Origin of the sequence: Nocardia sp. BMG111209 (genome assembly GCF_000381925.1) — a bacterium.
Classification (GTDB): domain Bacteria; phylum Actinomycetota; class Actinomycetes; order Mycobacteriales; family Mycobacteriaceae; genus Nocardia.
Genome location: NZ_KB907309.1, coordinates 1,230,184 through 1,253,260, shown reverse-complemented (window position 1 = coordinate 1,253,260; position 23,077 = coordinate 1,230,184). Strand labels below are relative to the sequence as shown.

The following is a 23,077-nucleotide window of genomic DNA, read 5'->3' as shown; positions in this document are numbered from 1 at the left end:
GTGTAGCGCCGGACGAGCACGGTTCTGGTTGACACGAACACTGTTCGTCTGTAGAACAGTGTTCGTAAGCGATTTCCGGTCGTTGCCGCGAATCCGTCGAGGAGGGTCCGGGGGCGTCCGGATCGGCTCCGGGTGGTCGGCGATCCCGGTTTGTCATCGAGAACGATTGCGGCGCAGACGATTCGGATTGCGCGTCCGGTCGCACGGCGGAGAGAGAATTCCATGTCGGAGAAGTTCACATCTACAACCCGCACCGATTACGACGTCCTCGTGGCCGGTGCCGGGCCGGTCGGCCTGATGCTCGCCGCGGAACTGCGACTGGCGGGTGTGCGGGTGCTCGTGGTCGAGCGGCGGCGGGAACCCGATACGGCGGTGAAAGCGGGTGGGATCAACACCGCGTCCGCGGCCGCGCTCGACCGGCGCGGGCTGCTGTCCGCCCTGGAACCGGCGGCCGCGAGACGGCCCGCCTTCGCCGGTCATTTCGGCGGGATCCTCGTCCCGGCGGATCCGGTGGATCGCGACGATCCACTCCTGCGCGGCCGCGGCGCGAACGGGTGGTTCCTGGAGATTCCGCAGGTCGAGGTGGAACGAATCCTCGGCGCCCGCGCGGTGGAACTCGGTGCCGAGGTGCGGCGCGGGGTCGAACTGCGCGGATTCGACGCGGACGAGTCCGGTGTCACCGTGCGTCTGGACGGCGGTGACGTGCGCGCGGCCTGGTTGGCCGGTTGCGACGGCGGCCGCAGCACCGTGCGGCGGCTGGCCGGTTTCGAGTTCCCCGGCACCGATCCCGGGATCACCGGCCGTCAGGCGGTCGTGGTCGCGGACGGGACCGAAGGTCTGGGGCAGGGCTGGCAGCACACACCGACCGGCGTCTACGTGTACGGACCGATGCCCGGCCGGGTCCGGACGGTCGAATTCGACGGGCCGCCGGTGGACCGGGACGCGCCGGTCACCGCGGCCGAGATCGAGGCCAGTCTGCGGCGTGTCAGTGGGGTCGATGTCCGAGTCACCGAGATCGTCAGCGGTGCGCGCTTCACCGACAACGCCCGGCAGGCGACGACCTATCGCCGCGGTCGCGTCCTGTTGTGCGGGGATGCCGCGCACGTGCATTCGCCGTTCAGCGGTCAAGGCCTGAATCTCGGACTCGGCGATGCCGTCAACCTGGGCTGGAAGCTCGCCGCGACCGTCCACGGCCGGGCCCCCGAGGGACTGCTCGACAGTTACACCGCCGAGCGGCATCCGATCGGCGGTCAGATACTCGATTGGACCCGCGCCCAGGTCGCCGTGATGCGTGGCGACGCCGACAGCCGCGCGCTTCGTCACGTCGTCACCGATTTCCTCGGCACCCGGGACGGGGCGACCTACTACGCGCAACGGGTCTCCGGTCTGGGCCAGCGCTACGACCTCGGCGACGGCCATCCGCTGGTCGGGACGACGATGCCCGAACTGCGGCTGGACGACGGCACCCGGCTCACCGAACACGCTCGTACCGGCCGGGCCCTGCTGGTCGACCTCACGGGCGATGGCCGGCTGACCGGCATGGCCGCGTCGTACCCCGGCTGTCTGGACCTGATTCGGGGGCGGGCGAGCGGTGCGGGGGTGGGTGCGTTGCTGATCCGGCCCGACGGCTTCGTCGCGTGGGCTGCCACGGATCCGGCCGGCGACCTCTCCGGGCTGGAGACCGCCCTGGTGCGCTGGCTCGGCCGCGCGCGGACCGGTGCGGCAGTGGCGGGGTGAATCCGCCGCGACCCGCAACCGGCGGCGACGATCGTCAGGAGCAGGTACCGCTGCGTTGAGCCTGCGCCCCGGGGCCTCGACCGCCGCCCGGCGTGGGAGGCGTAGACGATGCGCTCCCGGATGTGATCCGACCTCCATCGCCGGTGTCCGCATAATCGCGGGGATCTTCGGCAACGCGCACGGCCCGCCGCGCAGGTGAAGGGTTCGGCGGCAGTCAGCCGGGCACTGCGGTCCGCACCCACTTCGCACCAGGTCCCGCAGCATCCGGGCGGGTCTCCCGGGCTCTACTCTGACTTCATGAACGATCTGCTGGATCCCCGGGCCGCGTTCGTCTACGCGATCCCGCTGCGCACCCGGTTCCGGGGGATCACCGTGCGGGAGGGTGTGCTGATCGAGGGCCCGCTCGGGTGGGGCGAGTTCTGTCCGTTCGCCGAATACGACGATCGGGAGGCCGCCGGGTGGCTGGCCACCACGGTGGAACAGATCACCGTCGGCTGGCCCGCGCCGGTGCGCGACCGGATTCCGGTGAATTGCATCGTGCCGGCGGTGGATCCGGCCCGCGCGCACGCGATCGTCATCGAATCCGGTTGCCGGACAGCGAAAGTGAAGATCGCCGACCATCCCGGTTCGCTGTCGGAGGATCTGGCCCGGGTGGAGGCGGTCCGCGACGCGCTCGGACCCGGCGGTGCGATCCGGGTGGACGCCAACGCGGTCTGGGACGTCGAAACCGCGGTCCATCACATCCAGCTCATCGAGAAGGCCGCCGGCGGACTGGAATACGTCGAGCAACCCTGCCGTGACGTCGAGGAACTGGCGGCCGTCCGCGGTCGTCTGAACGTCCGGATCGCCGCCGACGAGTCCATCCGCCGCGCCGCGGATCCGCTGCGCGCGGCCGTCACGGATGCCGCCGATATCGCCGTGCTGAAATGCACCCCGCTGGGTGGGGTCCGCCGGGCATTGCAGGTCGCCGAGGCGGTCGGGCTGCCGTGCGTGGTCTCGTCCGCACTCGAGACCAGCGTCGGACTGTCGGCACAGCTCGCGCTGGCCGGCGCGCTGCCGCACCTCGATTTCGCCTGCGGCCTCGGCACGATGAACCTGTTCGACGGTGACGTGGTCGTCGATTCGCTCCGCCCGGTCGACGGCTACCTCCCGGTCCCACGCACCCCTCCCACTCCGGATCCCGCTCGGCTGCAACGCTTCCGGCATCCGGACCCGGATCGCGTCGCCTGGTGGCGCACCCGGCTGGAACGAGTGCGCCTGCTGCTGCCTTGAACTCACCGCGATCCCGGTTTCGCTCCGGGCCCGCGATCCCCGGCCCACGCTCCCAACCGGTGCCCCCGGCCCGCACTCCCGGCTGGTGCTCCCCAGCCCCGCACTCTCGGCTGGGGCGTGTCCGTCAATTCCCGACAACCCTGCGGAGTCGTGGTCACTCCTGCTGGTCGACTTGTGCGTCGTAGGCTGCCCGCGCGGCGTCGATGTCGTCGACGGTGGTGAAAGCCCACTCGGTCAACGGCTGAACGGCCCGGCGCAGGCTGTGCCCGGTCTCGGTCAACGAATATGTGACCTGCGGCGGCACCGTGGGGATCACCATGCGTGCGACCAGGCCGTCGCGCACGAGTCGGCGCAGTGTGACAGTGAGCATGCGCTGGCTGATCCCGGCCACGGCCCGCCGGGCCTGATTGAACCGCAGTGGGCCTTGCCCCAGAGCGGCCACAACGTAGAGCGACCACTTGTCCGAAACCAGGTCCAGGACCTCCCTCGCCCGGGTCCCGCCTTCCCCGCAGATCTGGTCCGTATTGTCGTTGACCTGCATGGTTACCTCCAGAGAACCACAGCACTCGAAAGTGCCTTCTTGACCATCCCTAGGTGGTTATCCAAAGTTACCAGGGAACTATTGGTAACTAACCGGCTTCTCGTCCCGCCCAGGGAAGAGGCCGTTCCTGAAGGAGTTCTCTTCGTGCCTACCATCGCTGTCATCGGCGCCGGCCCCGGTATGGGCCTGGCCATCGCCCGCACCTTCGGCTCCCACGGATTCGACGTGGCGCTGCTGTCCCGCAGCAAGGCCAATCTCGACGCACACGCCGCGACTCTTTCCTCGGAAGGCGTCATCGCCAAGGGGTTTGCGGCCGACGTCCTGGACACAGCTTCCCTCACCCGCGCACTCGAGTCCGCAGCACAGCACTTCGGTGGAATCGACGTGCTCGAATACTCCCCAGGCGGCCCCGAGCCGAGGTTCCTCACACCCACCAGGGTTACCGCCGCGGATGTGGATCTGCAGATGCGGTACCTGGCCTACGGCGCGATCGCCGCCACCGGAGTGGTGCTACCCGCGATGCGAAAGGCGGGTGCCGGCACGTTGCTGTTCACCACCGGAGCCGGGTCGGTCGATCCCACCCCGATGCTCGGTGACATCAACACCGCCGGCGCCGCCCTGCGTTCGTGGGTACTGAACTTGCACAAGGAACTCGCACCCGAGGACATTCAGGCCGCGCACGTGGCCATCGGGGCATGGATCGGTGACCGCGCACCGGAAGGCACGCCCAGCGCCACCGCGGATCAGATCTCCCCGCTGTACTGGGACCTGCATATCCAGCGTGACCAGGCCGAGAAGATCTTCACCCCCTAACCGGTACACCCGAGGCCATCGATACCTGGATGAAGGAGTAGCCCATGAACGTCGCCTTGTGGATCGTGGCCGGGGTCCTGGCCTTCGTGTTCGCAGCTGCCAGGGTGATGAAGACCACTCAGCCCAGGGACGAGCTCGCCGAAAGGCTGCGGTGGGTCGAAGACGTCTCCGCCGGTGCGCTCCGGCTGATCGGCGTGGCCGAGAGATGCTCGGCGCACTCGGTCTGATCCTGCCTGCGTGTACTCCGGCTCGACGCTGGCAGGCCCCGCACGACCCCGACGGCACTGCTCGGTGACAAGGCACACTCCTCGAAGAGGATCCGGAAGGACCTCAGGGCCCGCAGTATCAAGGCTGTCATCCCCGAACCTCGCGACCAGCAGTCGAACCGGAAGCGACGTGATTCTGAAGGCTGGCGTCCGCCCGCTTTCGACGCTGAGTTTCACAAGGGCCGAAACGTCGTCGAACGATCTTCAACCTGCTCGCGGTGGTCCTGACCTGGGCCAAGATTTAGCGGACATGCCCTAAGTGCTCTCGGCCCACACTCTCGGCTGGTGCTCCCGGCCCGCACCCGACTGGTGCGCTCTGCCCACGCTCCCGGCCGACGAGAGGCCGGTAGCTCCGATGCCTGCCACACCGAGGAATAGTCAGCCCAGCCGCGCTCCGCAGCCGAGCAATGTGGTGCGCAGTACGAGCGCGGCCTCGGGGCCGACGATGCCGTCGACCAGGTCGATGTACCGGGTGCAGAATTCCGGGCCGTGCGGGGCCAGGTCGTCGCCGGACGGTTCCAGGTGGTGGGCCAGTTCGTGCAGGATCACCAATTCGCGCAGGGCCCACGCGGTTTCGCCGGTGTGCAGAGGGACCGCGAGTACCGCGGTCTCGAATTCGTAGTGTGCCGCCGCGGCCCCGGCGCGGGACCGCACCCGGATCGGCACGGTGGCCCGTTCCCATTGTGCCCGTACCCAATTCAGGGCCAGCACCTTGTCCGCATAGCTCTGTACCGACTCGACCGAGGCGAACCTCCGCTCGATCGGCAGGGTCAGGTGCGAACCGTGTAGTTCCACCGCGCGCGTGCCGTACTCGTCGGCGCGGTCGAACATCCGGCGCACCAGCCCCTCCGCGTCGTACACCCGCGACCGCTGGACATCGCGTTCGCCGCTCATCGGAGGCTCATCCGGCCCGTCGCCCACAGATGCCCGTGGCGTATCCGGGACAGCCGGAGTTCACCGGCCCTCGTCCAATTGCCCGCGTGCGGCACCCAGTTCGGGGGCGGTGCCGAGGCGGGCCGCGCGGCCGGCTCGGTCGCCGGCGCGGCGGGCCGCGGCCGAATAGCCCGCCGACTCCTGCGGGCCGCGCCACACCCCGCGCGCCTGCGAGGTGCGGGAGTAGAAGTCGGTGAGCTCGATATCCTTGTCGCGCAGCGCGATCGCGGTACCGGGGGCCGTATCCTCCTCGCGCAGGGCCTCTTCCCGGACATCGGCCTGTACGGAGGACAGTCGGCGGCCGACCCTGGCGGCGAAGGCCATCTGGAAGTTCAGCCGGGCCGTCACCGCGGCGACCGGGGCCTGCACCCGTCGTTGCACCTTACGGCCCCAGCGGGATTCGACCACGATCTTCTCCACGGTCGCCGACTTGTACGCACCCGATTTGATGTACTGGTCGGAGGCCCGCACCATCTGCACCAGCAGACTCGCGTACAGCGCCTCGCAGGTGGCGATGTCGGTGTCGAATCCGTAGGCGTACACCTGGGTGGACGTGCGCGCCACATCACAGCGCACGTCGTTGGCGGTGGCGATCGCCACGAAAAGCTGCACGTAGGTGCGCAAACCGCGCTTACCGGGCTCGCCGATCGGGATCATCCGCTGGATGGGGACCGCGCGGCGCTCCCGTCCGGCCACATGGGCCCGCGCCACCGCCAGATCGATCGAGGAGCGGGTGGCCAAGCGTTGCGCGGCGGCGAGGAACGCCTCGGCCTCGTGCTCGTTGTCGGTCGACTCGGCCTGCCGCAACAGGCCGCCGATTCGGGTCAGCAGCTTGTCCTGCGTCGCGGTGCCGGTCTGAGTGGACATGGCGGCCAGGATACGAGAATCCACCGACACTCCTCGGGCGGGAGAAGTGACGACCATGTATCTTGCCATGTGCACCCGGCTGAGTGTGCTGGCGCTCACGTCTCGACCCTGGAGTATCCGCGATGGCTTTGAACAAGATGGCGCCCCGGCGTCGATCTCTCGTGTCCCGAGCCGCGCTGGCGGCAGCGTCGGCAGCACTACTGACCGCCGCGTTCACCAGCGCCTGCTCCAGTTCCGGCAGCAGCAATCCGCTGGCCGAGAATCTCTCCGGCCGCGGGCCCATCACCTATGTGGAGGGCAAGGACACCACCGAGACCGGCGTGGTGAAGCAGCTGGTCGAACGCTGGAACGCGGCGCACGCGGACGAGAAGGTCACCTTCAAGGAACAGTCCAACGACGCCTCCCAGCAGTACGACGACCTGGCCCAGCACCTCGGCGCCAAACAGCCGGACTACGACGTGATGGCGCTGGACGTCCCGTGGACCGCCGAATTCGCGGCCAAGGGCTGGATCCAGCCGTTGAAGGACTCGTTCTCGATCGATACCTCCACGCTGCTGTCCCCGACGGTGGCGAGCGCCACCTACAAGGGCACGCTGTACGCCGCGCCGCGCAACACCAACGGCGGCCTGCTGTTCTACCGCAAGGATCTGATCCAGAGCCCGCCGAAGACCTGGTCCGAGCTGCTCGCCGACTGCAACGTCGCGAAGTCGCACGCAATCGACTGCTACGCCGGGCAGTTCAAGAACTACGAGGGCCTCACCGTGAACGCGGCCGAGGTGATCAACGCCTACGGCGGCACCTTCGTCGGCCCGGACGGCAAGACCCCGACCGTCAACAGCCCGCAGTCCCGCGCGGGTCTGCAGGTACTCGTCGACTCGTTCAAGGACGGCGACATCCCGAAGGAGGCCACCTCCTTCACCGAGACCGAGAGCCAGAACGCCTTCGCCCAGGGCAAGCTGCTGTTCCTGCGCACCTGGCCGAGCTTCTACGGTCCCGCCAACGCCGATTCCGCGGCGACCAAGGGCAACACCGGGGTCGCGCCGCTGCCCGGTAAGGACGGCATCGGCGCCTCCACCCTGGGTGGCTACAACGCGGCGATCAGCGCCTACTCCAAGAACAAGGCCACCGCGCTGGACTTCCTGCGCTTCCTGATCAGCGAGGATGCCCAGCACATCGTCGCCGACGGCGCGCTGCCGTCGGTGCGGGCCTCGCTGTACGACGATCCGGCGCTGATCGCGAAGATGCCGTACCTGCCCGCGCTGAAGGATTCCATCGCCAGCGCGGTCCCGCGGCCGGTGACCCCGTTCTACCCGGCGGTGTCGAAGGCCATCTCGGAGAACGCATATGCTGCCCTGACCGGGAGCAAGTCGGTCGACGACGCGATCACCGGCATGCAGAAGGGTATCGAGGCCGCCGGTTCGTAACCGTCGTCCCCGTTCCCGTCGAGTCGTTCCCGTAGGAGAGAGTCACGGTGTCAGATCCTTCGGGAACCACCGAATCGGCCGCGCCTCCCGCCGCGCCCGAGAAACCCGCACGCAGCGGCCGGATCCGGCTCCCCGGTTCGGGACGGGCCTGGGTGTTCGTCGCACCCGTGCTGCTGGCGCTGGCCGTGGTCATCGGCTATCCGGTGGTGCGAGCGGTGGTGATGTCCTTCCAGAAGGACTCCGGACTCGACGCCGCGACCGGCATGTTCGTCCAGGGCGGCGGCGCCGGCTTCGACAACTACACGCACTGGCTGCTGCAGCAGTGCCAGTTGCCCGACGGCAGCGTCGAATCCTGTCCGACCGGCAATCTGGGCTCGCAGTTCTGGGCGGCGATCGGCATCACCCTGCTGTTCACGGTGGTGACCGTCCTGCTGGAGACCGCCCTCGGGCTGGGGATGGCCTCGGTGATGGGCAAGACCTTCCGCGGCCGCGCGGTGCTGCGCGCGGCGGTGCTGATCCCGTGGGCGATCCCCACCGCGGTGACGGCCCGGCTGTGGGAGTACATGTTCCAGTACGACGGCGTGGTGAACCACCTCTTCGGCACCCACATCCTGTGGAAGACCGATCCGTGGCCGTCGCGGTTCGCGGTGATCGTGGCCGATGTGTGGAAGACCACGCCGTTCATGGCGTTGTTGCTGCTGGCCGGGTTGCAGGTCATTCCGGGCGACGTCTACGAGGCGGCACGGGTCGACGGCGCCTCGGCCTGGCAGCGGTTCACCCGGATCACGCTGCCGTTGCTCAAGCCCGCACTGCTGGTGGCGGTGCTGTTCCGGACCATGGACGCGCTGCGGCTCTACGACCTGCCCGCGATCATGATGCAGGGCAATCCGTCCACCCGGACGATCTCGATGCTCGTCGTCGATCAGGTGCGCCAGGGCCCCAACAGCGCCTCGGCACTGTCGGTCATCACCTTCCTGATGATCTTCGCGGTCGCGTTCCTGCTGGTGAAGGTGCTCGGCGCGAATGCCGTCGCCACCCAGGAAGAGCAGCGGAAGGCGCACTGATGACGAAACGACTGAAATCCGCGCGGATCTACGTCGCCGCGCTGATCGTGCTCGTCTGGGGGCTGGGCCCGTTCTACTGGATGGCGGTCACCGCGTTCCGCGACCCGGCCTACACCTTCGACAGCACCCCGTGGCCCACACACGTCACGCTGGCCAATTTCCAGCACGTATTCGACACCACCCGGGGTAACGACTTCGGCCGCGCGCTGGTCAACAGCGTGATCATCGGCGCGGCCACCATGGTGATCGCGCTGCTGCTCGGCATGCTCGCCGCGTACACGCTGGCCCGGGTGAACTTCCGCGGCAAGGGCGTGGTGTCGGGGCTGATCCTGTCGGCCTCGATGTTCCCGGTCGTGGTGCTGGTGACCCCACTGTTCCAGCTGTTCACCGATCTGGGCTGGATCGGCCACTACCAGGCGATGATCATCCCGAACATCTCGTTCGTGCTGCCGATGACGGTGTACACGCTGGCGTCGTTCTTCACCGAACTGCCGTGGGAGCTGGAGGAGGCGGCCCGCATCGACGGCGCCGGCCGGCTCCAGGCGTTCCGGCTGGTGATGCTGCCGCTGGCCGCGCCGGCGGTGTTCACCACGGCCATCCTGGCGTTCATCGCGGCGGTCAACGAATACCTGCTGGCCCGGCTGCTGTCGGCGGACAAGACCGAGCCGGTCACCGTCGCGATCTCCCGGTTCTCCGGCAACGATCCGAAGGTGCCGCCGTATGTGGAGATCATGGCGGCGGGCACCCTGGTCACGGTGCCGCTGGTGATCATGGTGCTGATCTTCCAGCGCCGCATCATCGCCGGTCTGACCGCGGGCGGCGTCAAGAGCTGAGCCCGGCTCGCTGTCGGACCCCGCTGCTACGATCGCGAATCATCTTGGCGCGGTGGGGTTGTGTGCACGGTAGCAGGCACGAGGGCTGGGTTATTCTTCGTTCGTGGTGCTATTCCACCGGTAGCTCGTACAGGTTCACCGATTTCTCCGGGAGGAGATGACCGTGAGCTCGATCCGCAAGCGGCGCCGCTCCGGCACGCCGCCGACGCAGGACAGCGGAGATTCGCGCGCACGGTACGACGGTGCTCCGGCGGCCGGCGACGCATCGGATCCGGCCGGTGGCCACCACGGCGATGAACAACCACCCGCGACCCCACCGGTCGTCTCGACGATCGCCGGCTGGAAAGAGATCGAATCCGTCACCGCGCGCCGCCGGGCGGCCGCGGCCAAGCGCTCCCGCACCCCGTTGCAGCGTCGTCTCAAACCGGCCGGCGACCCCTCCGCGCCGCGGACGCCGCGCACCCGCCGTCAGCGCATCCTGCGGGCGGTGGCCGCCGTATTCCTGATCTTCGTGGTGATCCCCTCGATGCTGCTGGCCCTGGCCTACTGGAGTGCGGAGATCCCCGATCCGGCCGCGGTCCGCAGCAACCAGATCGCGACCGTGCTCGCCGCCGACGGCAGTACCGTGCTGGCGACGGTGGTGCCGCCCCAGGGCAATCGCACCCCGGTCCCGCTGTCCGATGTGCCGCAACCGGTCCGCTACGCGATGCTCTCGGCCGAGGACCGGCACTTCTATACCAATCCCGGCTACGACACCAGCGCCTACCTGCGGGCCGCGCGCGACAATCTGTTCGGCCACGACGATGCCGGCGGCGGTTCCACCATCACCCAGCAGTACGTGAAGAACGCGTTCCTCACCTCGGATCGCACCCTGTCGCGGAAGATGCGCGAGCTGATCATCTCCGCCAAGATGGCCCGGCAGTGGAACAAGGACGACATCCTCGCCGCCTACTTCAACACCATCTACTACGGCCGCGGCGCGTACGGTATCGCCGCCGCCGCGCGCGCCTATTTCAACAAACCGGTTCCGGAGCTGACCCTGGCCGAGGGCGCGGTACTGGCCGCCGTGGTCCGCACACCGGCGCTGCTCGATCCGGAGACCCACCCGAACCAGCTGAAGGCGCGCTGGGCCTACGTACTCGACGGCATGGTCGAGATGAACTGGCTGCCGCCCGGCACCCGCGACACCCTGGTGTTCCCGCCCATCGCGCCGATCGCCCCGCCCGCCGACGACGGCACCCAGGGACCCGCCGGCCTGATCCGCACCGAGGTGCTGCACGAGCTGCGGGAGGCCGGCATCAGCGATCAGGAGGTGGACACCGGCGCGCTGCGCATCGTCACCACGATCGACGCCCGTGCCCAGCAGTCCGCCCTGGACGCGGTGCACGCCTCGCTCGGCGGTCAGTCCGCCGATCTGCGCAGCGCGGTGGTGTCGATCGATCCGCACACCGGCGCGGTCCGCGCCTACTACGGCGGCGAGGACGGGGTCGGCTTCGATTTCGCGCAGGCGCCGTTGCAGACCGGCTCCGCGTTCAAGACCTTCGCGGTGATCGCCGCCCTGCAGCAGGGTATGCCGCTGTCGTATCAGCTGGACAGCTCGCCGGTGACCGTCAACGACACCAAGGTCACCAATGCCGAGGGGGATTCCTGCGGCGTGTGTTCCATGGCCGAGGCCTTCAAGCGCTCGCTGAACACCAGCTTCTACCGGCTCACCGAGGCGGTCGGGCCGAAGGCGGTCGCCGACGCGGCGCATCAGGCCGGTATTCCGGAGCAGATTCCGGGCGTACCCGGCCGCACCCTGACCGAACCGGACGGTATGCCCACGCCCTCGATCGTGCTGGGCTCGTATTCGGTGCGGCCGATCGATATGGCGTCGGCCTACGCCACGATCGCCGCGGACGGCATCTATCACAAGCCGTACTTCGTGCAGCAGGTCGTCGCGGGCGACGGCCGGGTTTTGCTGGATCGTGGCACGGAGGGTGCGAAGGGTGTGTTGCCGCCCGGCCAGCAGCGGCTGCCGCGGACCATCGCCGACACCACGATCCAGGCGATGCTGCCGATCGCCGGCTACTCCAACGGGCACACGCTCGCGGGCGGGCGGGCGGTCGCGGCCAAGACCGGGACCACCCAGCTCGGCGACACCGGCGCCAACAAGGACGCCTGGATGATCGGCTTCACCCCGTCGCTGTCGACCGCGGTGTGGATCGGCACCGCGCAGTCCGAGGCCATCCGCGCGCACGGCGCGGCGATCTGGGGATCCACCGTGCCGGCCGACATCTGGAAGCACACCATGGACGGCGCGCTGCGCGGCACCCCGGTCGAGGAGTTCCCGGCCCCGTCCGAACCGTCGATCGCGTCGGGGCCGTTCTGGTCGATCGCCCCCACGACACCCAGCGTGCCCACCGCACCCACCGCGGCCCTGCCGAGTACCTCCTCCGCACCCGGTCAGGGCCCGTTCGACGTCCTGGCACCGCCGAGTTCGCCGCCACCGGTGATCAGCTTCCCACCGGCCCCGGAGACCGCGCCGGCCCCGGAGCCGCAACCCGAGCCGTTCCCGGGGGAGATCTTCCCCGGACTCCACGTCCCCGGCCTAAGGTAGGCACAGCGCGAACTCGTTATCCGACCATCGTGCTCGGCGCGCCGATAGGGTGGGATGCGTGAAGCGTGGTGCGCCAGGGGTTCTCGGTGCTTCTCCGAGCTGCCGCCGCGCGATGCGATGGGCCGATACGGCGCGACGGTGGCAGGATGCGGAAGGATGTGCGCGACAGTGATGGACCAGGGAGCCGGGTGGGATTCCATACAGCACGAGACATAGGGGCGACACCGATGGACTTCAATGTCGTTGAGCGCCACGAGACGCTGGTAGCCGGGACGGTGCTGCGCAGTCCGGCCCTGGCGGTCGAGGGACCGCGCCGGCTGAAGGTGGAGGAGGCGTGGAAACGCAATCTCGCCCGCTCCCTCCCCGGCGAGCCGGCCACCGCGTATGTGGACCACGCGCCGGAGATCGGCTCGTACCTCACCCATATCGTCGGCTACCGCTGCGAGAGCCTGACCGATCTGCAGCCCGGCGACGTGCTCGCGCGCGTGCCCGCCGGACGCTTCGCCCAGTTCCTGAGCACCGGTGACAATCTGGGCGACACCGTCGTGTCGATCTGGCGGTCGGTGTGGGATCTCGAGGCCGCCGGCACGCTGGTGCGGGCGTACACCGGTGATTTCGAGCACTATCCGGATTCGCACACCGTCGAGGTGTTCGTCGCCCTGGCCGACGAGACCGTGACCGGGAACAGGTAGGGGTACGCGTGGATTTCGAAATCGTGCGGTTGGCGGAGAGCCTGGTCGGCGGTCTCACCGTGCCCCTGGCCGGCCGTGAGGTGACCGCACGCGATCTGGATCTGGTGAACTTCACCTGGGATCGGTACCTGGCCCGCCAGAAGGACGCGGCCCGGGTGGCCGCCTATGTCGGCCAGAACGACCACGCCGTCGCGGTCCTGGGCTACGAACTGTCCGCCCTGGACGAGCTCGACACCGGCGATGTACTGACCCGCATCCCGGCCGGCCGCTACGCGCGGTTCGTGGTCACCGACAAGCCGTACGACCTGCTGCGCACGGCCTGGGCCGCGGTGGCGCGCGCCGAGAGCGCGGGCACGATCACCCGTTCGCACACCGCCGAGATCGAGCGCTACACCGGCCCCGCCTCGGTCGAGGTCTACGTCTCCCTGGACTGAGACGGCGAAGCCGGCCGGGGATTCCCCGGCCGGCTTCCACGCGCGGCGGACTACTCGGCGCCGATGATGAACGCTTCCAGCTTCGTGCGGGCGATGTCGTCGGCCATCTGCTCCGGCGGCGACTTCATCAGGTAGGCCGAGGCCGGCAGGATCGGGCCGCCGAGGCCGCGGTCCTTGGCGATCTTCGCGGCCCGGATGGCGTCGATGATGATGCCCGCCGAGTTCGGCGAATCCCACACCTCGAGCTTGTACTCCAGGTTCAGCGGCACATCGCCGAAGGCGCGGCCCTCGAGCCGGACGTAGGCCCACTTGCGGTCGTCCAGCCAGCCGACGTGATCGGACGGGCCGATGTGCACGTCGCCCGCGCCCATCTCCTTCTTCAGGTTGCTGGTGACAGCCTGGGTCTTGGAGATCTTCTTGGACTCCAGCCGCTCGCGCTCGAGCATGTTCTTGAAGTCCATGTTGCCGCCGACGTTCAGCTGCATGGTGCGATCGAGCTGGACGCCGCGATCCTCGAACAGCTTCGCCATCACCCGGTGGGTGATGGTGGCGCCGACCTGGCTCTTGATGTCGTCACCGACGATCGGGACGCCGGCGTCGGCGAACTTCTGCGCCCAGACCGGGTCGGAGGCGATGAACACCGGCAGCGCGTTGACGAAGGCGACGTTCGCGTCGATCGCGCACTGTGCGTAGAACTTGTCGGCCTCCTCGGACCCCACCGGCAGGTAGGAGACCAGGACGTCGGCCTTCGTATCCTTCAGCGTCCGCACCACGTCGGCGGGATCGAGCTCGGACAGCTCGATGGTCTCCGCGTAGTACTTGCCGATCCCGTCCAGCGTCGGGCCGCGCAGCACGGTCACGCCGGTCGGCGGCACGTCGGAGATCTTGATGGTGTTGTTCTCGCTGGCGAAGATCGCGTCCGACAGGTCGAAACCGACCTTCTTGGCATCGACGTCGAACGCGGCGACGAACTTCACATCGCGGACGTGGTAGGGGCCGAACTTGACGTGCATGAGGCCGGGCACGGTCGCGGTCTCGTCCGCATCCTTGTAGTACTGCACACCTTGGATCAGTGAGGACGCGCAGTTACCCACACCTACGATGGCAACGCGAATCTCGTTCGCGTGTTCAGCCGTGTTGACATCACTCATGGCCGATATTTCCCTCTTTCTGTGGTGCCGCGTTCAGTGATTGCTCTGCTGCAATCAACTCGTTGAGCCAGCGCACCTCGCGCTCGCTCGATTCGAGGCCGAGCTGGTGGAGCTGGCGGGTGTAGCGATCCAGGGTTCCGCTGGCCCGTTTGATCGCCTCGCGCAGTCCTTCTCGGCGCTCCTCGACCTGCCGTCGCCTGCCCTCGAGAATCCGCATGCGCGCCTCGGCGGGCGTGCGGTTGAAGAAGGCGAGGTGGACGCCGAAGCCGTCGTCGGTGTAGTTCTGCGGGCCGGTGTCGGCGAGCAGTTCGCTGAACCGCTCCCGGCCGGTGGCGGTCAGCTGGTAGACCCGCCGGGCGCGACGGGTGATCGCCCCGACCGGGCTCTCCTCGGCGAGTAATCCGTCCTCCTGCATACGGCGCAGGGTCGGATACAGCGATCCGTAGGAGAAGGCCCGGAACGGCCCCAGCAGGCCGGTGAGCCGCTTGCGCAGCTCGTAGCCGTGCATGGGCGACTCCAGGAGCAGCCCGAGAATCGCCAGTTCGAGCATCGGGCCCCACCTCCTGACTGTTGTACAGACCTAACCGATCAATACGATTACCCACTATATCGGAGCGATACATCTTCGCGCAGGGTGTTCGAGACCACCGCGCAGCGGCCCCAAAGCGCCACACCCGGCGTCGGCGCGGGCAGCTACTCTGGGTGGCGTGCAAATCCAGCGGCAGGTGGTCGACTACGCGCTCCGGCGCCGGTTGCTGCTGTCCGAGGTCTATGCGGGCCGCGTCGACGTGGCCGAGGTCTGCGACGCGAATCCTTATCTGCTGCGAGCGGCGAAGTTCCACGGCCGGCCGAGTGAGATCACTTGCCCCATCTGCCGCAAGGAACAGCTGACCCTCGTATCGTGGGTCTACGGTGACGGACTGGGCCCGATGGCCGGCTCCGCGCGTACCCCCGAGGAGCTGGCCCGGCTGGCCGAAACCCGCGAGGAATTTTCGGTACATGTCGTCGAGGTGTGCCGGACCTGCAGCTGGAACCATCTGGTGCAGTCCTACCTCCTCGGTCGCGCGCCGACGCCTACTCGCCGGCGGGCCGGCAGCCGTCGGACCGCCGCCGAATGAAGAGGACCTTCGGCTGAGATGGGGGGCACCTGTGTGCCCACACCCAGTGCCACCCGGACCGACTTCGAGTAATGGAGATCCAGCCTGTGACTTCGCCCTACGACGATGGACCGCAAGGCGGACGCCCCCCGCGGGGCCCACAACCGGGCCCGGGTGGTTATCCGCCACCCCGACCGGCCGGGCCGCCGCCGGGTCGTCCGCTGCCGCCGGTTCGTCCAGGGCAGGGTCCCGGCCCCCAGGGCGGCCCGCCGCCCCCGCCGCCGGGGCCTCCCGGCGGCCCGCCGCGCGGTCCCGGCCGCCCGCCGCAGCCCGCTGATCCCACGGTCCGCCGCGGCCCGGCCGACGGCGACCCCCGGCGTCCCCAGCCGCCGCGCGGACCCAACGGCCAGCCGCCACGCGGCGGACAGCCCCCGCGCGATCCGAGCCGCCCCCCGACCGGGCCGTCGCGCCGCGCCGAACCCCCCGGGCGCCCCGGCGTGCCGCCGAACGAGGCCCAGGCCACCCAGAAGATCCCGAAGGACGCGCTCGACAGCCCCACCCGCCGGGTGCAGCGCGCCATGCGCCCCGCCGACGCCGGCGCCCCGCCGCGCGGCCCGGGCCGGGGCGGCCGCGGACCGGGCGGCAGACCGCCGGGCAGACGCCGCTCGACCTGGCGGATCGTCCGCCGGGTCTGCTACGTCCTGATCGCACTGATGTTCATCGCGCCCAGCGCGATGTTCCTGCTCTCGTACAGCACGGTGAAGGTGCCACAGCCGGACGACCTGAAGACCAACCAGGTGGCGACCATCTTCGCCGCCGACGGCACCAGCGTGCTCGGCAAGGTGGTGCCGCCGCAGGGCAACCGCACCGATGTCACCATCGACCAGATCCCGCCGCACGTGCGCAACGCGGTGATCGCGGCCGAGGACCGCACCTTCTACACCAACCCGGGCTTCTCCATCTCCGGCTTCGGCCGCGCGTTGTACCGCAACGCCACCGGCCAGGACGATGCCGGCGGTGGTTCGACGATCACCCAGCAGTACGTCAAGAACGCCATGGTCGGTAACGAGCACTCGCTGTCCCGCAAGGTCCGCGAGCTGGTGATCTCGTCCAAGATGGCGCAGCAGTGGAGCAAGGACCAGATCCTCACCGCCTACCTGAACACCATCTACTTCGGCCGCGGCGCGTACGGCATCGACGCCGCGTCCAAGGCCTACTTCGACAAGAAGGTGCAGGACCTGTCGGTGGCCGAGGGCGCGGTGCTCGCGGCCACCATCCAGCAGCCCTCCAACCTCGATCCGGAGAAGAATCCGAAGGGTGCGCAGGCGCGCTGGAACTACGTGCTGGACGGCATGGTCGCCGGCGGCAACCTGCCCGCGGCCGACCGGCAGAAGCTGGAGTACCCGCAGGTCGTCACCACGGCTCAGACCAACAACGACGGCCTGGGCAGCGGTCCGGAGGGCCTGATCAAGACCCAGGTGCTGGACGAACTGTCCGCCGCGGGCATCAACGAGCATCAGCTCAACACCCAGGGCCTGACCATCACCACGACCATCGACGCCAAGGCCCAGCAGGCCATGATCGACGCGGTGAACAAGGATATGGACGGCCAGCGGCCCGAGGTGCGCACCGCCGCGGTGTCGATCGATCCGAAGACCGGCGCCGTCAAGGCGTACTACGGCGGTGACAACGGCCAGGGCTTCGACTTCGCCAACGCCGGCCTGATGTCCGGTTCGACGTTCAAGGTGTTCGGCCTCGCGGAGAATCTGGAGCTGGGCAAGCCGCTGTCGACGCTGTACGACAGCGCCGACCTCAACGTGAACGGCATCAAGATCACCAACGCCGAGGGTGAGACCTGTGGCACCTGCACGATCGCCGAGGCCCTCAAGCGGTCGCTGAACACCAGCTTCTATCGCATGGAGCTGGATATGCAGAACGGCCCGGAGAAGATCGCCGCGATGGCGCACAAGCTCGGCATCCCGGACACCATCCCGGGCGTCGGCAAGACCCTGACCGAGTCCGACGGCAACGGCCCCAACAACGGGCTCATCCTGGGCCAGTACCAGGTCCGCCCGCTGGACATGGCGTCGGCGTACGCGACGATCGCCGCCTCCGGCGTCTACCACAAGCCGCACTTCGTGCAGAAGGTCGTGGCCGCCGACGGCACGGTGTTGCTCGACCGCGGCCAGGTGCCGGGCGAGCAGCGGGTCTCGGCCGCGGTGGCCGACAACGTGGTCGCCGCGATGGAGCCGATCGCCGCGTGGTCGCTCAACCACAACCTGGCCGGCGGCCGGAAGTCCGGCGCCAAGACCGGTACCACCCAGCTCGGCGACACCGGCCAGAACCGTGACGCCTGGATGATCGGCTTCACCCCCTCGCTGGCGACGGCCGTCTGGGCCGGTACCGAACAGGGTGTCGCATTGAAGACACCGGGCGGCGCGATCATGTACGGCTCGAACCTGCCGTCGAACATCTGGAAGGACACCATGGACGGCGCGCTCAAGGGCACGCCGAACGAGGACTTCCCGAAGCCCGCCGCGATCGGTGGCCAGGCCGGTGTGCCGTCCTGGTCCGCGCCGTACACGCCGGCGTCGACGACCCCCCGCGCGCCGTTCGAACCGCCGGTGGTGGTCACCCCGTCGCAGGTGGAGATCCTGCCCGGCGTGAAGATCCCGGTCCCCGGACTCGCACCCAATCCGCGGCAGCAGCCGCAGCAGCAGCAACCGGACGACCAACAGGATCCGGGGCCCGGTCCGTTGCCCGGTCAGCCGATGGCCACCTCGGAGGGCGCGGCGCCGAGTACGGCCGGTGGCGGCGGTGGTAACGGTTATTCCCAGGGTGGTACCGGGAACGGGACCTACGGGACCGGGACGTATCCCACCCGGCAACGGTAGCCTCTGGTCCCGTGACCGAGCAGCAACTGGTGCGGACACCGGCAGTGAACGGCGCGCCGGTGTCGGGGGAGACGTCGCCGGTGCCGCCGGCCGCGGACCTACGGTCGGTGGACCGGCGGGACAAGCCGAGCCGCACCGATACCGTGACCGCACAACTGTCCCCGCTCGTGGGCGGACCGGTCGGTGAGCACGCCCTCATCGGCCGGGTCCGGTTCTGGACCCCGCTGCGCGTCCTGCTGGCCTTCGCGGTGGCGTTCCTGGCGCTGGGCTGGGCCGGTAAGGCCGCCTGTATCCAGCAGACCACCGACAGTTCCGGCCAGCTCACGCTGGACTGGTCGAACGGCCGGCAATACGTGGCGATGTGCTACTCGGATACCGTGCCGCTCTACGGCGCCGAACATCTCAACGAGCTCGCCTTCCCGTACCACAAGCAGTGGACCGACTTCGACAGCGACGGCCGCCCGCACACCCGGTACATGGAGTATCCGGTGCTGTCCGGGCTCTACCAGTACGGCGCCGCGGAGGTCTCGTACGCCTGGAGCCGGATCCGGCTCACCCCGAAGGCGCTGCCGGTGGTGCTGTACTTCGACACCGCCGCACTGGGTTTGGCGATGGCCTGGCTGGTGACGGTGTGGGCCTCGTCGCAACTGGCCGGACGGCGGGTGTGGGATGCCGCGCTGGTGGCGCTGTCGCCGCTGGTGCTGGTGCACATCTTCACCAATTTCGACGCTCTGGCCACGGCGTTCGCGGCCACCGGCATGCTGGCGTGGGCCCGCCGACGGCCGGTACTGGCCGGGGTCCTGCTCGGGCTGGGCGGCGCGGCGAAGCTGTATCCGCTGCTGCTGCTCGGCCCGATCGTGCTGCTGTGCCTGCGCACCGATACCCGGCAACGACTGCCCGGACTGCGGGATCTGCTGTGGCACAGCGATTTCGGACCCATCGACGCGATCCGCGAATATCTCGCCGGCGCGCGGATCCGCCCGCTGCGCGCCGCGGGCCTCGCCGTCGCCGGCGCCACGGTCGCGTGGCTGGTGGTGAATCTGCCCATCGCCGTGCCGTTCCGGGCCGGTTGGTGGGAGTTCTTCCGGCTCAACACCGAACGGCACGCCGACCCGGATTCGCTCTACAACGTGGTGACCTCGTTCACCGGCTGGCAGGGTTTCGACGGTGCGTTGCATCCGGAGCAGACCCCGACGCTGCTGAACGCGGTGTCGCTGTTGGTGTTCCTGGCCGCGTGTGCGGCGATCGCCTACATCGGGCTCACCGCACCGCGGCGGCCACGGCTGGCGCAGTTGACATTTCTCGTGGTGGCGGCCTTCCTGATCACCAACAAGGTGTGGAGTCCGCAGTATTCGCTGTGGCTGGTGCCGCTGGCGGTCCTGGCGTTTCCGCATCGGCGAATCCTGTTGGCGTGGATGACGATCGACGCGCTGGTCTGGTTCCCCCGGATGTACTACTACCTGGGCACCGACCGGAAGGGCGTGCCGGAGCAGTGGTTCACCGGCACGGTGGCGCTGCGGGATCTGGCCGTACTCGGACTGTGCGCGCTGATCGTCCGGGAGATCTACCGGCCCGCAACGGATCCGGTGCGCCGCGGCGGGGTCGACGACCCGGCGGGCGGCATCCTGGACCGCGCGGTCGACCCGCTGCTGCCCTGGTTGCCGCTCGCATTGCAGCCGCGGCCCGCACCGCCGCCGTTCAGGCCGATACCGATTCCCGAACCAGCCGTTGCCATTCCCACGGATCGTGGGCACTGATCGGGGTCACCTCGGCACCGTGGCGGCGCACGAGTTCGCGCAGCCGGGCCTGGGTGCCCAGCCGCAGGTCCCGGTGCACCTCGAAGCCGGTCTGGACCAGGTCCAGGATCGGATGCGGATGCGGCTCCGGGGCGAGTTCGCGATGGTAGTAGTAGGCGTCCCCGCAGTGCAGCAGCCAGCCGTCGCCGTCACGCACCGCGACGCCGGTATGTCCCGCGGTGTGCCCACCCAGCGGGATCAGCAGGAATTCCGGCGGTAGCCCGGCGGGCTCGATCGCGTCGAATCCGAACCAGTCCCGGTCGCGCCGCGGGGCGTGGGTGACCCACTCGGGTCCGTGTGCCCAGTGCGCGGGCCGGTAGCGCCGCGAGGGCGCCTCCGCCAGCGCGGCATCGAGTTCGGGTGCGAGCACATGGATCCGGGCCCGCGGGAAGTCCGGCAGGCCGCCGCAGTGGTCGACGTCGAGGTGGGTCAGCACGATGTGGCGGACGTCCCCGGGCTCGTAGCCGAGCCCCTGCACCTGCCGGATCGCCGTCTCGGCCTCGTCCAGCGCCGGCCCCGCCATCGCGACCCATTCCGCGCCGAGGGTGCCGTCCGGATCGCGCACGTCGTCGAGGCCCATACCGGTCTCCACCAGCACCAGGCCGTCGTCGGTCTCGACCAGCAGGCAGTGGTTGACGGCCGCGGCGGGCTCCGGGCCGGGATAGGTCGCTTCGATCCGCCGGACGGATCCGCAGTTGAGGTGATGAATCGTCATGTCCGCTAGTGTGTGACTTGAACTGCACTTCAAGTCAAGGAGTCGCGATGGCATCCGATCTGCTCGATATCGCCGAGGTCGCGGCCCGATCGGGGCTCGCGGCCTCGGCCCTGCGCTTCTACGAGAAGAAGGGCCTGATCACCTCCACCGGCCGCAACGGACTGCGCCGCAGCTACGACCCCGGCGTGGTCGACCGCCTGGCGCTGATCTCCTGCGCCCGGCGCGCCGGATTCACCATCGCCGAGATCGCGCGCGTACTGCGGGCGACGCCGGACGATACGGCCCTGCGCGAACGGCTCGCGGCGAAGGCGCGCGAGGTGGACGAGGACATCGCCCGGCTGGTCCGGATGCGCGACGCACTGGGTCATGCGGCGGTCTGCGACCACGCGCTGCTGGTGGAATGCCCCGAATTCAAGCTGGCGTTGCGGGATCCGGCGACCGTCGCGGCCTGAGTGCGCTGCCCCGTCGAATCGGGATTCCGGCGAGCCGCCAGCACCAGCCCCGCCACCCCGACGGCCAGCCCGGCGATCGTCAGGGCGTGCACCGGCTGACCGATCACCAGCCAGGCCAGGATCGCGGTGACCGCCGGGGTCGCGAAGAACAGCTTGCCGACCCGGGTGGTGTCCCAGCGCCGCAACATGGCGTTGAGCAGCAGGAACGCACCCATCGCATTGACCAGCACCATCCACACCAGCGCACCGGAGAAGCGCACCGGATCCGAGAGGTGGAAATCGTGCTGCGTCAGGGCCAGTAGACCCGCCACCGGCGCGCTGGCCAGCGCGTGTACCGCCGTGGCCGATCGCGAATCGACCTCGGGGGTGAACCGCTTCTGGTACACCGTGCCGAGGCTCAGACCCAGCAGGCCGACGACGCACAGCAGCAGGCCCGCCACCGAGAACGCCGACCGATCGGCGACCGCGAGCCCGACGCCGACCCCGCCGACGGCGAACCCGAGCCACTGCCGCCGCGATACCCCCTCCCCCAGGAACCGGCTGGCGAGGACCGCGATCACCACCGGGTTCAGACCCTGGACCAGCGAGACCACCGCCGCCGAAACATGTTCGGCCATCGCGGTGTAGAACGCGCCGAACTGGACGATCTGCATCAGCAGACCCGCCACCACGGTATGTGCCAGCTGCCGCCCCCGCGGCCATTCGGCATGTACCGCAACGGCATACGCCGCGAGCGCCGGGCCGGCCAGCCCGAATCGGCAGAGCAGCAACAACATCGGCGGCGCCGCACCCACGCCGATGACGCCCGCGACGAACGCGCTGCTCCACATGAGGACGAACGCCGTCGGCGCCGCCACCGTCGATGCCCGAGTCTGCATCGGTCCTCCCAAGTAACCTGCTCGACTGGTTACTACTGTCACATCGCCGCAGTAACCTGTCAAGGAGGTTATGATCGTGGTGTGTTCACCTTCGTCAGCGGGAATCTCGCTCTGGACTACGCCGGAACCGTCGAGGCACGCACCACGGAGTACCGGGACAGGCTGGTCACCGGCCCGGATCTGGCGGACTGGCTGGTCGCCGCCGGACTGCTCGACGACCCGCCCGCCTGCGACGCCGAGACGCTGCGGCAGGCGGTGGCACTCCGCGAGGCGATCTACCGGCTCGGCGCCGGCGCCCTGCACGGCGAACCGGCCGACCCCGCCGATCTCCGGCGGCTCAACGAGGTCGCCCGGAACTGCCCGCCCCGGTCGGAGCTGACCGCCGACGCCACCGTCCGGCGCACCGGCACGGTCGCAGACGCACTGGCCGCGATCGCCCGATCGGCGATCGAACTGCTCGGCGGCCCGGACCGGCCCCGCGTCAAACAGTGCGGCCGGGACGCCTGCACCCGGCTGTACATCGACACGTCACGCGGCGGCTCCCGCCGCTGGTGCGATATGACGATCTGCGGCAATCGCGCCAAGAGCGCGACGTTCCGGCAACGGCACGGGGTGTGAC

General features: G+C 69.2%; 23 protein-coding genes. 16 read left to right on the top strand and 7 right to left on the bottom strand.

What is annotated here, in order from left to right:
* The first annotated feature begins 222 nt into the window (after positions 1–222).
* Together G361_RS0136865 and G361_RS0136860 are read left to right on the top strand one after the other, a co-directional pair.
* The gene (locus G361_RS0136865; RefSeq protein WP_019932170.1) at positions 223–1,737 is read left to right on the top strand and encodes an FAD-dependent monooxygenase; all 1,515 of its coding nucleotides are present in this window, start codon (positions 223–225) and stop codon (positions 1,735–1,737) included.
* Positions 1,738–2,034: 297 nt separating this feature from the next.
* The gene (locus tag G361_RS0136860; protein ID WP_019932169.1) at positions 2,035–3,009 is read left to right on the top strand and encodes an o-succinylbenzoate synthase; all 975 of its coding nucleotides are present in this window, start codon (positions 2,035–2,037) and stop codon (positions 3,007–3,009) included.
* Between the two features lie 154 nt (positions 3,010–3,163).
* Here G361_RS0136860 and G361_RS0136855 read toward each other — a convergent pair whose 3' ends face one another.
* Entirely contained in the window at positions 3,164–3,550 is a 387-nt protein-coding gene (locus tag G361_RS0136855) for a helix-turn-helix domain-containing protein (protein WP_019932168.1), read from the bottom strand.
* A gap of 144 nt (positions 3,551–3,694) precedes the next feature.
* Between G361_RS0136855 and G361_RS0136850 the strand changes: the two genes are divergently transcribed.
* From G361_RS0136850 to G361_RS51990, 3 genes are read left to right on the top strand one after another with little or no spacing between them, the layout of a single operon-like run.
* Positions 3,695–4,363 (top strand): SDR family oxidoreductase, encoded by a 669-nt coding sequence (locus tag G361_RS0136850; RefSeq protein WP_026343951.1) that lies wholly within the window; start codon positions 3,695–3,697, stop codon positions 4,361–4,363.
* 44 nt (positions 4,364–4,407) lie between these two features.
* Positions 4,408–4,590 (top strand): DoxX family protein, encoded by a 183-nt coding sequence (locus tag G361_RS46040; protein ID WP_036496208.1) that lies wholly within the window; start codon positions 4,408–4,410, stop codon positions 4,588–4,590.
* Positions 4,591–4,596: 6 nt separating this feature from the next.
* Positions 4,597–4,857 (top strand): transposase, encoded by a 261-nt coding sequence (locus G361_RS51990; protein WP_081635780.1) that lies wholly within the window; start codon positions 4,597–4,599, stop codon positions 4,855–4,857.
* A 150-nt stretch (positions 4,858–5,007) separates the two neighbouring features.
* Here G361_RS51990 and G361_RS0136840 read toward each other — a convergent pair whose 3' ends face one another.
* Positions 5,008–5,523: a TIGR04338 family metallohydrolase gene (locus G361_RS0136840; protein ID WP_019932166.1), complete on the bottom strand. Its 516-nt coding sequence runs from the start codon at positions 5,521–5,523 to the stop codon at positions 5,008–5,010.
* A 60-nt stretch (positions 5,524–5,583) separates the two neighbouring features.
* Positions 5,584–6,429, bottom strand: coding sequence for a DUF2786 domain-containing protein (locus G361_RS0136835; RefSeq protein ID WP_019932165.1), 846 nt, complete (start codon positions 6,427–6,429; stop codon positions 5,584–5,586).
* 122 nt (positions 6,430–6,551) lie between these two features.
* Here G361_RS0136835 and G361_RS0136830 point away from each other — a divergent pair, with 122 nt between their 5' ends.
* The 6 genes from G361_RS0136830 (at position 6,552) to G361_RS0136805 (ending at position 13,475) form a co-directional block, all read left to right on the top strand.
* Positions 6,552–7,853 carry an ABC transporter substrate-binding protein gene (locus G361_RS0136830; protein ID WP_036496206.1) on the top strand — a complete coding sequence of 434 codons (1,302 nt, stop codon included), beginning with the start codon at positions 6,552–6,554 and terminating at the stop codon, positions 7,851–7,853.
* Positions 7,854–7,900: 47 nt separating this feature from the next.
* Positions 7,901–8,917: an ABC transporter permease subunit gene (locus G361_RS0136825; protein ID WP_019932163.1), complete on the top strand. Its 1,017-nt coding sequence runs from the start codon at positions 7,901–7,903 to the stop codon at positions 8,915–8,917.
* Entirely contained in the window at positions 8,917–9,750 is an 834-nt protein-coding gene (locus G361_RS0136820) for a carbohydrate ABC transporter permease (protein ID WP_019932162.1), read from the top strand. The genes G361_RS0136825 and G361_RS0136820 overlap by 1 nt, the downstream gene beginning before the upstream one ends.
* A 157-nt stretch (positions 9,751–9,907) precedes the next feature.
* Positions 9,908–12,349 (top strand): transglycosylase domain-containing protein, encoded by a 2,442-nt coding sequence (locus G361_RS0136815; RefSeq protein WP_019932161.1) that lies wholly within the window; start codon positions 9,908–9,910, stop codon positions 12,347–12,349.
* Positions 12,350–12,576: 227 nt separating this feature from the next.
* Complete coding sequence (locus tag G361_RS0136810) at positions 12,577–13,041, top strand: GyrI-like domain-containing protein (RefSeq protein ID WP_019932160.1); 465 nt, start codon at positions 12,577–12,579, stop codon at positions 13,039–13,041.
* A gap of 8 nt (positions 13,042–13,049) precedes the next feature.
* Positions 13,050–13,475 (top strand): GyrI-like domain-containing protein, encoded by a 426-nt coding sequence (locus tag G361_RS0136805; protein ID WP_019932159.1) that lies wholly within the window; start codon positions 13,050–13,052, stop codon positions 13,473–13,475.
* 50 nt (positions 13,476–13,525) lie between these two features.
* On the opposite strand, the gene G361_RS0136800 is transcribed toward G361_RS0136805, so the two are convergent.
* Complete coding sequence (locus G361_RS0136800; protein WP_026343948.1) at positions 13,526–14,626, bottom strand: inositol-3-phosphate synthase; 1,101 nt, start codon at positions 14,624–14,626, stop codon at positions 13,526–13,528.
* Positions 14,619–15,176 (bottom strand): PadR family transcriptional regulator, encoded by a 558-nt coding sequence (locus tag G361_RS0136795; RefSeq protein ID WP_019932157.1) that lies wholly within the window; start codon positions 15,174–15,176, stop codon positions 14,619–14,621. The genes G361_RS0136800 and G361_RS0136795 overlap by 8 nt, the downstream gene beginning before the upstream one ends.
* 157 nt (positions 15,177–15,333) lie before the next feature.
* Here G361_RS0136795 and G361_RS0136790 point away from each other — a divergent pair, with 157 nt between their 5' ends.
* From G361_RS0136790 to G361_RS0136780, 3 genes are all read left to right on the top strand, one after another.
* Positions 15,334–15,744, top strand: a complete 411-nt coding sequence (locus tag G361_RS0136790; RefSeq protein ID WP_019932156.1) for a DUF5318 domain-containing protein — start codon at positions 15,334–15,336, stop codon at positions 15,742–15,744.
* A 476-nt stretch (positions 15,745–16,220) separates the two neighbouring features.
* The gene (locus G361_RS0136785) at positions 16,221–18,617 is read left to right on the top strand and encodes a transglycosylase domain-containing protein (protein ID WP_019932155.1); all 2,397 of its coding nucleotides are present in this window, start codon (positions 16,221–16,223) and stop codon (positions 18,615–18,617) included.
* 11 nt (positions 18,618–18,628) lie between these two features.
* Positions 18,629–20,374: a glycosyltransferase 87 family protein gene (locus tag G361_RS0136780; RefSeq protein WP_019932154.1), complete on the top strand. Its 1,746-nt coding sequence runs from the start codon at positions 18,629–18,631 to the stop codon at positions 20,372–20,374.
* Here the strand turns inward: G361_RS0136780 and G361_RS0136775 are convergent.
* Complete coding sequence (locus G361_RS0136775) at positions 20,316–21,128, bottom strand: MBL fold metallo-hydrolase (RefSeq protein ID WP_019932153.1); 813 nt, start codon at positions 21,126–21,128, stop codon at positions 20,316–20,318. The genes G361_RS0136780 and G361_RS0136775 overlap by 59 nt on opposite strands.
* A gap of 47 nt (positions 21,129–21,175) precedes the next feature.
* Here G361_RS0136775 and G361_RS0136770 point away from each other — a divergent pair, with 47 nt between their 5' ends.
* Entirely contained in the window at positions 21,176–21,580 is a 405-nt protein-coding gene (locus tag G361_RS0136770) for a MerR family transcriptional regulator (RefSeq protein ID WP_019932152.1), read from the top strand.
* Here the strand turns inward: G361_RS0136770 and G361_RS46030 are convergent.
* Entirely contained in the window at positions 21,493–22,458 is a 966-nt protein-coding gene (locus tag G361_RS46030; RefSeq protein ID WP_052172952.1) for a DMT family transporter, read from the bottom strand. The genes G361_RS0136770 and G361_RS46030 overlap by 88 nt on opposite strands.
* 81 nt (positions 22,459–22,539) lie before the next feature.
* Here G361_RS46030 and G361_RS0136760 point away from each other — a divergent pair, with 81 nt between their 5' ends.
* A complete protein-coding gene (locus tag G361_RS0136760) occupies positions 22,540–23,076 on the top strand; it encodes an ABATE domain-containing protein (protein ID WP_019932150.1) in 537 nt (178 codons plus the stop codon).
* The last annotated feature ends 1 nt before the right edge of the window (position 23,077 follow it).